This is a genomic window from Mycobacterium sp. IDUB_24 (assembly GCF_055419385.1).
The window spans coordinates 241,977-254,261 of sequence record NZ_JBVAXO010000005.1; the positions used below are offsets into that span (position 1 = coordinate 241,977).

Sequence of the window (12,285 nt, forward strand, 5' to 3'; positions counted from 1 at the left end):
GGGCGGGCGGTTTGGTGCTCACTATCTGACCCCCTGCTGTTCGAGTGCTTCGGCGAGTTCGTACAGGCTGCCCAGGTCCACACCGTCGGCCAGCGCCGGCAACTCCAGGCGGGGTACATCGATGGCGTCGAGCAGTTCGGCACTCTCGGCACGTGCCGAGATCCGGGTGGCGTGCTGGATGGACTCGGTAAGAAGGCCGGCGAAATCGTTGTCCGCCAACGTAATACCGGTCTTCCGCAGGCCTGCCTGGACGGCGTCGGCATCAATGTCACCCTCGGCGGCCTTGGCCAGATCCTCGGCGGGTAGGTACGCCGGGATGTTGCGGTTGACGATGACGCTGCCGATCGGCAGTCCCATCTCGGTGAGCTCGTCGATCGCCTCCAGGGTCTCCTGGATCGGCAGCGCTTCCAGCAGCGTCACCAGATGGATCGCCGTCTGCTCGGAGTGCAGCAGCTTGACCACGCCATCGGCCTGCGAGTGCACGGGCCCACCCTTGGCGAGGTCAGAGACCGCCTTGGTGACGTCCAAGAATCGCGGAATACGGCCGGTGGGAGGGGAATCCACCACCACGGCGTCATAAACGCCGCGCTTGCCCTTTGCGTCCTTGGAAGTGCGCGTCACGATCTCTTTGATCTTGCCGGTGAGCAGCACGTCACGCAGACCGGGCGCGATCGTGGTCGCGAACTCGATCGCCCCGATGCGGCGCATCGCCCGGCCGGCCAGGCCCAGGTTGTAGAACATGTCGAGGTACTCCAGGAATGCGGCCTCGATGTCGATCGCGAGCGCGTTGACCTGGCCACCGCCATCGGCGGTGGCCACCTTGACTTCCTCGTACGGCAGCGGCGGCACGTCGAACAGCTGCGCGATGCCCTGACGTTCCTCGACCTCGACCAGCAGCACCTTGCGGCCGCCGGCCGCCAAGGCCAGTGCCAATGCCGCCGCGACGGTGGACTTGCCGGTGCCGCCCTTGCCGGATACGAAATGGAGCCGGGCCTTTGTCAGCCTTGACGGCCAGCCGACGTGTTTGGCGCCGCTCTCTGTGGTTGCCACCAGTGCATGCTAACCAAGCCTGAGCGTCCGCCCGATAGGCTCGGGTCATGAGCGAACCAACCCGGTGGGAATACGCCACGGTGCCGTTGTTGACCCATGCGACCAAACAGATCCTCGATCAGTGGGGTCAGGACGGATGGGAGCTGGTGTCGGTGCTGCCGGGCCCGACCGGTGAGCAGCATGTCGCCTACTTGAAGCGGCCGAAATGACGGTCACCGCGAAGCTGGCCGAACTCGGGATCGAACTGCCCGACGTGGTCGCGCCGCTGGCCGCCTACGTGCCCGCGGTACGAACCGGCAACCTGGTCTACACCGCCGGTCAACTGCCGATCCAGGCCGGTGAGCTGCTGGCCACCGGCAAGGTTGGCGCGGACATCAGCCCGGAGCAGGGTCACGAACTGGCCCGGGTCTGCGGCCTCAACGCGTTGGCCGCCGTGCATGCGCTGGTCGGCATCGACTCCGTCGTCCGAATCATCAAGGTGACCGGGTTCGTCGCCTCCGCACCCGGATTCAGCGGACAACCCGGCGTCGTCAACGGCGCCTCCGAACTGTTCGGCGAGATCTTCGGCGAGGCGGGCGCTCATGCGCGTTCGGCCGTCGGCGTGTCGGAACTGCCGCGTAACGCGCCGGTCGAAGTCGAGATCATCGCCGAAACGGCGTGACGGCAGCCGAGCACCCGGCCTACGGGCTGTTGCGGCCGGTCATCGAAACGGATGCGGTGTCGGCTTCCGTACTCCTCTGCGACAACCCGGGGCTGATGACCTTGGAAGGCACCAACACGTGGGTCCTGCGCGGCCGGGGCAGCGACGAGATCGTCGTCGTCGACCCCGGTCCCGACGATGAGGCGCACATCGCCCGCATCGCCGAACTGGGCACCGTCGCGTTGGTATTGATCAGTCACAAGCACGAGGACCACACCGGCGGCATCGACAAGCTCGTGGACCTGACGGGCGCCACCGTCCGCTCGGTCGGTAGTGGCTTCCTGCGAGGCCTCGGCGGCCCGTTGAGCGACGGCGAGGTGATCGACGCGGCCGGTCTGCGGATCAAGGTGATGGCCACGCCCGGCCACACCGTCGACTCACTCAGCTTCGTGCTCGACGACGACAACGGACCAGGGGCGGTGCTGACCGCCGACACCGTGCTGGGCCGCGGCACGACCGTCATCGACACCGAGGACGGCAGCCTGCGTGACTACCTGGACTCGCTGCGCCGGCTGCAAGGCCTGGGCGCCCGCCCGGTACTTCCCGGCCACGGACCCGACCTTCCCGATCTTCATGCGGTGACCACGATGTACCTGGCGCACCGCGAGGAGCGGTTGGACCAGATCCGGGCAGCACTACGAGAACTCGGCGAGGACGCCTCGGCCCGTCAGGTCGTCGAGCACGTCTATACCGATGTCGACCAGAAACTTTGGGATGCCGCCGAGAAGTCGGTGCAGGCTCAGTTGGATTACCTGACGGCCTAGCGGACAGACAGAAAACTGCCCCTTTTCCAATGAAAAGGGGCAGTTTTGTGTCTGCTCGGCGGAGAGGCTAGCGCGCGCGGCGCGCCAACCTCTCGCTGTCGCTGATCAGGACGCTCTTGCCCTCCAGCCGGATCCAACCGCGGTGGGCGAAATCGGCCAGTGCCTTGTTGACGGTCTCGCGGGAAGCGCCGACGAGCTGGGCGATCTCTTCCTGCGTGAGATCGTGCGTGACGCGCAGCGCGCCGCCCTCCTGGGTTCCGAACCGCTGGGCCAGCTGCAGCAGCTGCTTGGCCACCCGGCCGGGAACGTCCGTGAAGATCAGGTCGGCCAGGTTGTTGTTGGTGCGGCGCAGACGACGCGCGAGCACCCGCAGCAGCTGCTCGGCGATCTCAGGACGGTCGGCGATCCACGCGCGCAGCGCGTCGCGGTCCATCGACACCGCGCGCACCTCGGTGATGGTGGTGGCGCTCGAGGTACGAGGCCCCGGGTCGAAGATCGACAGCTCACCGAACATGTCCGACGGCCCCATGATGGTCAGCAGGTTCTCCCGGCCGTCCGGTGAACGGCGGCCGATCTTCACCTTGCCGGAAATGATGATGTACAGGCGGTCGCCGGGCTCGCCCTCGGCGAAGACCGTATGCCCGCGCGGAAAGTCGACGGGCTGCAACTGCTTCGTCAGCGCCGAAACGGCGGTCGGTTCGACGCCCTGGAAGATTCCGGCCCTGGCCAGGATCTCGTCCACGTTGCCCCTTAAGCTATTGGGTGTGTTGTCCTCTTACTGATATTTCCTGCTCAGTCTAGAGGTACGCGGTTTCGCGACTAGCCCACGCTACACACGATTGACAGGTCGAGACGCAGGAAACCCGGTATTTATGGCCTGCGGTTCGTAGTAGCGCGTCGGCAAACGCTCACTCTCGACGTCGAGGAGCACCGGCTTGACCCGCGGCACGGCCGCCGCCGGCACGGGCTTTCGGTCCAAACCCGATTCCAGCCGCTCGAGCCCGAACGCCGCCAGCATGAGCAACCCCGGAATGAGCGCTACCAGCAACCACGACACAAGGCAGTAGTTAACACGGCGTAGGTCTCAGTGGGGTCACGAATCATCACCGGTCCGCGCAGGAGAATGTCCGGCGAGGTCAGTACGCTGATCGACGTGACTGAAGCTGCCGCCCCAACAGGGAAAACGCGCCGGTCCAAGAAGTGGGACACCGAAACCCACCTGGGCCTGGTTCGTCGGGCTCGACGGATGAATCGTGAACTCGCTCGGGCATTTCCACACGTCTACTGCGAGCTGGACTTCACCAATCCGCTGGAGCTGGCGGTCGCGACCATCTTGTCGGCACAGAGCACCGATAAACGGGTGAACCTGACGACGCCCGCCCTGTTCCTCAAATACCGCACGGCACTGGACTATGCGCAGGCCGATCGCACCGAGATGGAGGAGCTGATCCGGCCCACCGGGTTCTACCGGAACAAGACCAACTCGCTGATCCGGCTGGGCCAGGAGCTGGTGGCCCGGTTCGACGGCGAGGTGCCCGACAACATCGAGGACCTGGTGACGCTGCCCGGGGTGGGGCGCAAGACCGCCAACGTCATCCTGGGCAACGCCTTCGACATCCCCGGGATCACCGTCGACACCCATTTCGGACGGCTGGTGCGCCGCTGGCACTGGACCGCTGAGGAAGACCCGGTCAAGGTCGAGTTCGCGATCGGTGAGCTCATAGAACGCAAGGAATGGACCCTGCTCAGCCACCGGGTGATCTTCCACGGCCGCCGCGTCTGCCACGCCCGCAAGCCGGCATGCGGCGTGTGCGTACTGGCCAAGGACTGCCCGTCGTTCGGGCTCGGGCCCACCGATCCGCCCACAGCCGCCGCACTGGTCAAAGGTCCCGAAACCGAGCATCTGCTGGCGCTGGCCGGGCTGTGAACACACGATGAGTCGATCGGCCCGCTGGACCGTCGTGGTGCTGGTGATCCTGGTGGCGCTGGGCGCCGCGTTCTGGATGGAATTGCGTGACGAGCCCGCACCGCAGGCCGGGGCCGGGCAGTCCACGTCCCGTGATCACCGCGATGCCGATACGCCCGAGGCCCTGGCCGGCCCCCGGGCCCGCGCGGATCTGCCGCCGTGCCCCGGACCGGGGAACGGGGCCGGGCCCGATTCTGGGGCGCTGCGCGGCATCACCCTGGAATGCGCCGGTGACGGGAAGTCCGTGGATGTGGCCCGCGCGCTGGCCGGCCGGACCGTGGTGCTCAACCTCTGGGCGTACTGGTGCGGGCCATGTGCCGACGAGCTCCCGGCGATGGCCGCATACCAGCGTCGCGTCGGCGACGACGTGCTGGTCGTGACCGTGCACCAGGACGAGAACGAGACGGCGGCGCTGGTGCGTCTGGCCGAACTCGGAGTACGGCTGCCGACTCTGCAGGACGGTCGCCGACTGATCGCGGCCGCCCTCAAGGTGCCCAACGTCATGCCTGCGACGGTGGTGCTGCGCTCGGACGGTAGCGTGGCCGGGACCCTACCCCGATCCTTCGTGAGCGCCGACGAGATCGCGGCGGCGGTCGACGAGAAGATCCGCTCTAGCCGATAGGAGCACCGGGGTGAGATCGACGCGCGATGGGCTGTTCCCGGGTGCCGCTCCGGCCTGGCTCAAACCGCTGGTGGACAACCTCGACCGGGTGCCGGACGCCTACCGGCGACGGGTTCCCCCGGAAGTGCTGGCGGGCATCGTCGAAGCCAACAATCAAGCCGCCCAGGCCGGTGCGCGGCGCGACGCCGCAGTGCTGGTGCTGTTCTCCGGTCCGGCGGGCCCGTCCGGGGGCACGCCCGCGATCCTTCCCGAAGACGCCGACCTGCTCGTGACGGTCCGCGCCTCGACTCTGCGTCACCACGCCGGCCAGGCCGCGTTCCCCGGCGGGGCGACCGATCCCGGCGACGACGGGCCGGTGGGCACGGCCTTCCGTGAGGCGTGGGAAGAGACGGGCATCGACACCAGCCGGCTCGCCCCGTTGGCGACGCTGGAGAAGATGTTCATCCCGCCGTCCGGGTTCCATGTGGTCCCGGTGCTGGCCTACTCGCCCGACCCAGGGCCCGTCGCCGTGGTCAACGAATCCGAGACCGCCGTCGTCGCCCGGGTTCCGGTGCGCGCCTTCATCAACCCGGAGAACCGCCTCATGGTGTATCGGGAGGCCAACACCAGCCAGTTCGCCGGGCCCGCGTTCCTCCTCAACGAGATGTTGGTATGGGGTTTCACCGGCCAGGTCATCTCGGCGATTCTCGACGTCGCCGGTTGGGCCAAACCGTGGAACACCGACGACGTGCGCGGACTCGACGACGCAATGGCCCTTGTCGGGCATCACAACGGTTACGGTGAAGCCCAATGTTGAAGTGGATATAGATGACACCTTCGGTCTGGCTCGATTTCGCCATCCTCGGCATCGGGTTCGTCGCAGCCATCTCCGGCTGGCGTTCCGGCGCACTCGGCTCCCTGCTGTCCTTCATCGGGGTGGTGCTGGGTGCGGTGGCAGGCGTGCTGTTGGCACCGCACGTGATCCCTCACGTCAGCGGCGACCGCACCAAACTGTTCGCCACCCTGTTCCTCATCCTCGCCCTCGTGGTGATCGGTGAGATCGCCGGCGTGGTGCTGGGCCGTGCCGTGCGCGGCACCATCCGAAACCCCTTGTTCCGGGTGTTGGACTCGGCGGTCGGCGTCAGCCTGATGCTGGTCGCCGTCCTCGTCGCGTCCTGGTTGCTGGGTAGCCTGCTGACCTCCTCCGATCAGCCGAATCTCGCTGCGGCCGTGAAGAATTCGCGGGTGCTCACCGAGGTCGACAAGGTGGCGCCGGACTGGCTGCGCTCAGTGCCCAACCGATTGTCGGCGTTGTTGGACACCTCCGGGCTGCCCGATGTGCTCGAACCGTTCAGCCGCACCCCGATCGTCAACGTCGACGCCCCGGACGCCGCGCTGGCCACCGACCCGGTGGTGACGACCTCCCGGGCAAGTGTGGTCAAGATCCGCGGTGTCGCGCCGAGTTGCCAGAAGGTGCTTGAGGGCAGCGGGTTCGTGGTCGCCCCCAACCGAGTGATGTCCAACGCCCACGTGGTCGCCGGTGCGGACAGCGTCACCATCGAGGCCGACGGCAAGACCTACGACGCGGGCGTGGTGTCCTACGACCCCAACGCCGACATCTCCATCCTCGACGTTCCGGATCTGCCGATCACCCCGCTGCAGTTCGCCGAACAACCGGCTCCGAAGGGCACCGACGCCGTGGTGATGGGTTACCCGGGCGGCGGTGACTTCCTGGCCACCCCGGCCCGCGTGCGCGAGATCATCGAGCTCAACGGACCCGACATCTACCGCACCACCACCGTCACCCGTGAGGTCTACACGGTCAGGGGCACGGTGCGGCAAGGCAATTCGGGCGGGCCGATGATCAACCGGGCCGGCAAGGTGCTGGGTGTGGTGTTCGGTGCGGCAGTCGACGACGCCGACACCGGGTTTGTACTGACCGCCAAGGAAGTCGAACATCAGTTGGCCAAGATCGGCAACACCCAGCGCGTCGCGACCGGAACCTGCATCAACTCCTGATCAGTTGGCGTGCAGCTGGGCCAGGAACCGGCTCAGCTGCTCGTTGACCGCGTCCGGCTGTTCTTCATGGCCGAAATGCCCTGCGCCCGTGATCGATACGTACCGTCCATGCGGCGCATAGCGCTGCGTCCGGTGTACCGGGTCGGCAAGCACATACGGGTCGGCGTCACCGCGCATGTGCAGCACCGGCACGTTGACCGGACGCTTCATCGAGCGCATGAACCGCCGGCCCTCGCCGCGTAGTTGGCTGCGCACCGCCCACCGCTGGTACTCCAGTGCACAATGCGCGGCCCCCGGGATCTGGATGGCCTGACGCAGATGGCCCATGGTGAGGGAGAAGTCTTGGCTGGTCTGCCATTTGGCTCCGGCCCGGCTACGGACCAGATGCTCCAACTCCGCGCCGTCGTGGCGGGTCAGCGCGTGTTCCGGCCACCCGGGCAGCTGGTAGCGCAGCATCGACGGCAACAGGGCGCGCCCCTGGTCGCGACGGGTCAAGGTGGAGGCCCGCAGCGCCGCCGGGTGCGGCGAGCTGACGAGGGCGATCGCGTTGACCACACGCGGATGCAGCACCGCGGTCGCCCAGCACACCAGGCCACCGTCAGCGTGCCCCACCAGCGTCGCGGTCTTGTGCCCCAGTGCGCGCACCAGCCCGGCGGTGTCCCCGGCCAGGGTCCAGCCGTCGTAACCGCGAGGCGGTTTGTCACTGTCGCCGTAGCCGCGAAGGTCGACCGCCACCACCCGGGCGCCGGTCAGCCCGGTGAGTTGGTGACGCCACGACCACCAGAACGAGCCGAAACCGTGCAGCAGAATGACCAGCGGGCGGTCCGCCTGAGAGAGCTCACCGGCCTCGCCCTCTCTCACACGGTCGGGCTGCGAGCGCTCGCCCTCCACCAAATGAAACCGAATACCGTTGGCGTGCACCTGCAGATGCCGCCACGGCCCCTCGATCCTGGCGACCGACGGGGCGGGTGGAGCCATTACCAGCCTGACGGATCGGAGGCCGGTGTGGTCTGGATAGCGGGCAGCGCGGCCTTGTCATGGCCGGGCGTCAGTGCCTCGCGCGTTTCCTTGACCGATTCGATGGTCTGCTGCGGGCCCTTGATCCGTCGCACCTTCAGGAAGCCGAACACCGCAAGCGCACCGGTGGTCAGCACCATCAGGCCGAACACGATCAGGAAAGCCACCCAGCGCCACAGCCAGGTGTCCAGCAGCTCGGCCAGGAAGAAGAAGAAAAAGAAGGTCGAGTAGAACAGGACCACCAGGGCAGCGATGAAGAACACGCTGCCGGTCAGGCCCTTCTTCACATCCCGGGTGATCTCGGCCTTGGCCAGCTCCACCTCGGCGCGCAGCAGGGTGGAGACCTGCGCGGTGGCGTCCTTGACCAGGTCACCGATCGAGGGGTCCGGCTTGGGGGCATGCGGGTCGACGAGCGGAATCGAGGTCACCGTCGTCGGAACGCCGTCCCTGCGGTCGCCAGTGCTCATGGCGTTCATGTTGCCATGCGGCGAAGCCGTTAACGATCCCGGCCGACATCCGGCTCTTAGTAGACTGACCCCATTCTTGAGTTGCGCGGGTCGGGCGCGTCGATCGGAGGACACTTGACGAGCAGACACCGCTGGCAGTTGCACATTGGTGCGCCGATCATCGCCCTCCTTGCGTTGTTGACTTCGGCCCCTGCACATGCTGATCCGCCGGTGGTACTGGGTGGTGGCTCGGGGATCGTCGTCAACGGCGACGCGTTCTGCACCCTCACAGCGATCGGGCACGACAACGCCGGCCGGCTCATCGGCTTCACCTCGGCACACTGCGGCGGGCCGGGTGCCACTGTGTCGGCTGAAGGTGCCGACAGCGCCGGAGTGGTGGGCACGATGGTGGCCGGCAATGAGGGGCTGGACTACGCCGTCATCCAGTTCGATCCGGCCAAGGTGACGCCGACCAACAACGTCAACGGTTTCCAGATCGACGGGCTCGGGCCGGACCCGGCGTTCGGTGAAGTGGCCTGCAAGCTCGGCCGAACCACCGGCTATTCGTGTGGCGTCACCTGGGGTCCGGGCAAGGACCCGGGCACCATCGTCAACCAGGTGTGCGGCCAGCCGGGAGACTCGGGCGCGCCCGTCACGGTCAACAACCGGCTGGTCGGCATGATCCACGGCGCCTACAGCGAGGAATTGCCCACCTGCGTGGTGAAGTTCGTGCCCCTTCACACGCCCGCAGTGACGATGTCGTTCAACACGCAGCTGGCCGACATCACCGCCAAGAACCGACCGGGAACGGGTTTCGTCCCGATTCCGTGATCCCGCGAGCAGTCCCCCGCAAGCGGGGGGACTGCTCGGCAGAGTTACTTGCCGGCGCGGATCGCCTCGAACACGCTGGGGTCGACCAGGGTTGAGGTGTCACCGAGTTCGCGGCCCTCGGCCACATCGCGCAGCAGCCGGCGCATGATCTTGCCGCTGCGGGTCTTGGGCAGCTCGGGCACCACGTGGATCTCTCGCGGCTTGGCGATCGGGGATATCTCGGTGGCCACCTGGGCGCGCAGTTCCTCGATCATGGTGTCGGCCCCGCCGTGCGCGGAGGCTTTGAGGATGACGAACGCGCAGATCGCCTGTCCGGTGGTGTCGTCGCTGGCGCCGACCACGGCCGCTTCGGCTACCCCGGAGTGGCCGACCAGAGCTGATTCCACCTCGGCGGTCGAGATGCGGTGCCCGGAGATGTTCATGACATCGTCGATGCGGCCCAGTACCCAGATGTTGCCGTCGGCGTCATAGCGGGCGCCGTCACCGGCGAAGTACCAGCCCTGTTCGGAAAAGCGTGACCAGTAGGTGTCTTTGAACCGCTGGGGATCGCCCCAGATGCCGCGCAGCATCGCCGGCCACGGCTTGTCCAGCACCAGGTAGCCGGTGACGTGCTCGGCTTCGTCGGCGCCGGGCACCAGCTCGTTGCCGTCGTCGTCGACGATCTTGGCCGAGATGCCGGGCAGCGGGGTCATCGCCGAGCCGGGCTTGGCCGCGGTGACACCGGGCAACGGGGAGATCATGATCGCGCCCGTCTCGGTCTGCCACCAGGTGTCCACGATCGGAGTCTTGTTGGCGCCGATGACTTCCCGGTACCAGCGCCAGGCCTCGGGGTTGATCGGCTCGCCCACCGAACCCAGCAGCCGCAGGCTGGACAGATTGTGGTCGGCCGGGATCTGCCGGCCCAGCTTCATGAAGGTGCGAATCAACGTGGGCGCGGTGTAATATATTGTCACGCCGTACTTTTCGATGATCTCGAAGTGACGGTGCTCGGTCGGCGAGGTGGGGGTGCCCTCATAGACCACCTGGGTCGCGCCGTTGGCCAGCGGGCCATAGGTGATGTAGGTGTGGCCGGTGACCCAGCCGATGTCGGCGGTGCACCAGTACACGTCGGTCTCGGGCTTGAGGTCGAACACGTTGTAGTGGGTGTAGGCCGCCTGGGTCAGGTAGCCGCCCGAGGTGTGCACGATTCCCTTGGGCTTGCCCGTGGTGCCGGAGGTGTACAGCAAAAACAGCGGCTGTTCGGAGTCGAATGCTTCCGGGGTGTGTTCGGCCGACGCCTTGTCGACGGTCTCGTGCCACCACAGGTCGCGACCCTCGGTCCAGTTCACGTCGATGCCGGTGCGGCGCACCACCAGCACATGCTCGACGGACGGCTGGTCCGAGACGGCATCGTCGACGGCGTCTTTGAGCGAGGCGGCCTTACCGCGCCGGTACTGGCCGTCGGTGGTGATGACGAGCTTGGCCTGCGCGTCCTCAACCCGCGCCTTGAGAGCCGACGCTGAGAACCCGGCGAACACGACGCTGTGCATGGCGCCCAGGCGCGCGCACGCCAGCATCGCCACGATCGCCTCGGGCACCATCGGCATGTAGATCGCGACGCGGTCGCCGGCGGTCAGGCCGAGGGCGGCCAGCGCATTGGCGGCCTTGCTGACTTCGTCCTTGAGTTGGGCGTAGGTGATGTCGCGGGCGTCGCCGACCGGCTCGCCCTCCCAGTGGATCGCGACCCGGTCGCCATTGCCCGCCTCGACGTGACGATCCACGCAGTTGTAGGCCACGTTGAGCTTGCCGCCGGTGAACCACTTCGCGAACGGAGCCTCCGACCAGTCCAGCACCTCGGTGAACGGGGTCTGCCAGCTCAGCCGGTTGGCCTGGGCAGCCCAAAACGCCAGCCGGTCCTTCTCGGCCTCGGCGTACAACTCGCCCGTCGCGTTGGCATTGGCCGCGAAATCGGCAGGCGGCGGATAGGCTGACGGAACTTCGATAGGCGTCGCTGGCGCGTTTGACATGGGTGTGAGCGTAGTCACCAAACGTTGCACCGGCGTTGGGACGTCACAAGATGCCGGGTGGGCGGCGGTCCTGATGCGCCCAACGGTCGGCGTGACGGAGTTCAGCGGTCCGCTAGCGTTTCGCGTATGACCGATCCACTCGCACCGCTGGTCGACCTGCCCGGTGTTTCTGCGGCCAGCGACGAGGCGCGTGAGGCCCTGGGCCGGGCGCATCGACACAAGTTCAATCTGCGCGGCTGGCCGCAGACGGCGTCCGAGGCCGCCATGCGTGCGGCGCGGGCCTCCGCAGTGCTCGACGGCGGGGCCCTGCAGTTGTCCGCCGACGGTGAACCCGATTCGGTGACCGCAGGCGCCATCCGCGTCGCCGAGGCGCTGGAAGGTGGCGCTACCTCGCTTGTCGGTGTGTGGCAGCGGGCGCCGATGCAGGCGCTGGCCCGGCTGCACGCGTTGGCCGCGGCCGACCTCACCGATGACGAGCATCTGGGCCGGCCACGGACCGACCCCGACGTCGGACGCCGCCTCGAGCTGCTGACCGAGATCGTGGCCGGCGGCTCCAAGGTGCCTGCTCCGGTGCTGGCCGCGGTCGCCCATGGCGAACTCATCACCCTGGCTCCATTTGGGACCGCCGACGGGGTGGTGGCACGCGCGGTGTCGCGCCTGGTGACCATCGCCAGCGGGCTGGATCCGCACGGTCTTGGTGTCCCCGAGGTGCACTGGATGCGGAAGTCGGGGGAGTACCGGGCTGCTGCACGGGGATTCGCCTCCGGGACAGCGGACGGGCTGACCGCGTGGCTGCTGCTCAGCAGTGAGGCACTGAAGGGCGGTGCGCGCGAGGCGTTGCAGATCGCCCAGTCGGCGGCAGGCTGAGGCTGCCGCTCGAACTAC

The 12,285-nt window shown here is 67.3% G+C and carries 14 protein-coding genes; 9 read left to right on the plus strand and 5 right to left on the minus strand.

The window, feature by feature from the left end:
* Positions 1 to 21: 21 nt before the first annotated feature.
* A complete protein-coding gene (bagA, locus tag ACZYZF_RS19105; RefSeq protein ID WP_463744185.1) occupies positions 22 to 1,053 on the minus strand; it encodes an ATPase BagA in 1,032 nt (343 codons plus the stop codon).
* Between the two features lie 44 nt (positions 1,054 to 1,097).
* Between bagA and ACZYZF_RS19110 the strand changes: the two genes are divergently transcribed.
* From ACZYZF_RS19110 to ACZYZF_RS19120, 3 genes are read left to right on the plus strand one after another with little or no spacing between them, the layout of a single operon-like run.
* Positions 1,098 to 1,259: a DUF4177 domain-containing protein gene (locus ACZYZF_RS19110; RefSeq protein WP_075908995.1), complete on the plus strand. Its 162-nt coding sequence runs from the start codon at positions 1,098 to 1,100 to the stop codon at positions 1,257 to 1,259.
* A complete protein-coding gene (locus tag ACZYZF_RS19115; RefSeq protein ID WP_463743914.1) occupies positions 1,256 to 1,711 on the plus strand; it encodes a RidA family protein in 456 nt (151 codons plus the stop codon). The genes ACZYZF_RS19110 and ACZYZF_RS19115 overlap by 4 nt, the downstream gene beginning before the upstream one ends.
* Positions 1,708 to 2,514, plus strand: coding sequence for an MBL fold metallo-hydrolase (locus tag ACZYZF_RS19120; RefSeq protein ID WP_463743915.1), 807 nt, complete (start codon positions 1,708 to 1,710; stop codon positions 2,512 to 2,514). Before ACZYZF_RS19115 ends, ACZYZF_RS19120 begins: the two co-directional genes overlap by 4 nt.
* Before the next feature lie 67 nt (positions 2,515 to 2,581).
* Here ACZYZF_RS19120 and crp read toward each other — a convergent pair whose 3' ends face one another.
* Positions 2,582 to 3,256 carry a cAMP-activated global transcriptional regulator CRP gene (gene crp / locus ACZYZF_RS19125; RefSeq protein WP_003883807.1) on the minus strand — a complete coding sequence of 225 codons (675 nt, stop codon included), beginning with the start codon at positions 3,254 to 3,256 and terminating at the stop codon, positions 2,582 to 2,584.
* Positions 3,257 to 3,760: 504 nt separating this feature from the next.
* On the opposite strand from crp, the gene nth reads away from it, so the two are divergent.
* The 4 genes from nth to marP are packed head-to-tail and all read left to right on the plus strand — an operon-like array spanning position 3,761 to position 7,100.
* Positions 3,761 to 4,441 (plus strand): endonuclease III, encoded by a 681-nt coding sequence (gene nth, locus ACZYZF_RS19130; protein WP_463744186.1) that lies wholly within the window; start codon positions 3,761 to 3,763, stop codon positions 4,439 to 4,441.
* 7 nt (positions 4,442 to 4,448) lie between these two features.
* Positions 4,449 to 5,102: a TlpA family protein disulfide reductase gene (locus ACZYZF_RS19135; RefSeq protein WP_463743916.1), complete on the plus strand. Its 654-nt coding sequence runs from the start codon at positions 4,449 to 4,451 to the stop codon at positions 5,100 to 5,102.
* Between the two features lie 10 nt (positions 5,103 to 5,112).
* Complete coding sequence (locus ACZYZF_RS19140; RefSeq protein WP_463743917.1) at positions 5,113 to 5,898, plus strand: NUDIX hydrolase; 786 nt, start codon at positions 5,113 to 5,115, stop codon at positions 5,896 to 5,898.
* 11 nt (positions 5,899 to 5,909) lie between these two features.
* Positions 5,910 to 7,100, plus strand: a complete 1,191-nt coding sequence (gene marP, locus ACZYZF_RS19145) for an acid resistance serine protease MarP (protein WP_463743918.1) — start codon at positions 5,910 to 5,912, stop codon at positions 7,098 to 7,100.
* Here the strand turns inward: marP and ACZYZF_RS19150 are convergent, their stop codons facing one another.
* Both ACZYZF_RS19150 and ACZYZF_RS19155 read right to left on the minus strand, forming a co-directional pair.
* A complete protein-coding gene (locus tag ACZYZF_RS19150) occupies positions 7,101 to 8,078 on the minus strand; it encodes an alpha/beta fold hydrolase (protein WP_463836498.1) in 978 nt (325 codons plus the stop codon).
* Complete coding sequence (locus ACZYZF_RS19155) at positions 8,078 to 8,584, minus strand: phage holin family protein (RefSeq protein ID WP_463743920.1); 507 nt, start codon at positions 8,582 to 8,584, stop codon at positions 8,078 to 8,080. The genes ACZYZF_RS19150 and ACZYZF_RS19155 overlap by 1 nt, the downstream gene beginning before the upstream one ends.
* Before the next feature lie 156 nt (positions 8,585 to 8,740).
* On the opposite strand from ACZYZF_RS19155, the gene ACZYZF_RS19160 reads away from it, so the two are divergent.
* A complete protein-coding gene (locus tag ACZYZF_RS19160) occupies positions 8,741 to 9,394 on the plus strand; it encodes a S1 family peptidase (RefSeq protein WP_463744187.1) in 654 nt (217 codons plus the stop codon).
* 44 nt (positions 9,395 to 9,438) lie between these two features.
* Here ACZYZF_RS19160 and acs read toward each other — a convergent pair whose 3' ends face one another.
* The gene (gene acs, locus ACZYZF_RS19165; RefSeq protein ID WP_463743921.1) at positions 9,439 to 11,400 is read right to left on the minus strand and encodes an acetate--CoA ligase; all 1,962 of its coding nucleotides are present in this window, start codon (positions 11,398 to 11,400) and stop codon (positions 9,439 to 9,441) included.
* Between the two features lie 126 nt (positions 11,401 to 11,526).
* On the opposite strand from acs, the gene ACZYZF_RS19170 reads away from it, so the two are divergent.
* The gene (locus tag ACZYZF_RS19170) at positions 11,527 to 12,267 is read left to right on the plus strand and encodes a Fic family protein (protein ID WP_463836499.1); all 741 of its coding nucleotides are present in this window, start codon (positions 11,527 to 11,529) and stop codon (positions 12,265 to 12,267) included.
* The last annotated feature ends 18 nt before the right edge of the window (positions 12,268 to 12,285 follow it).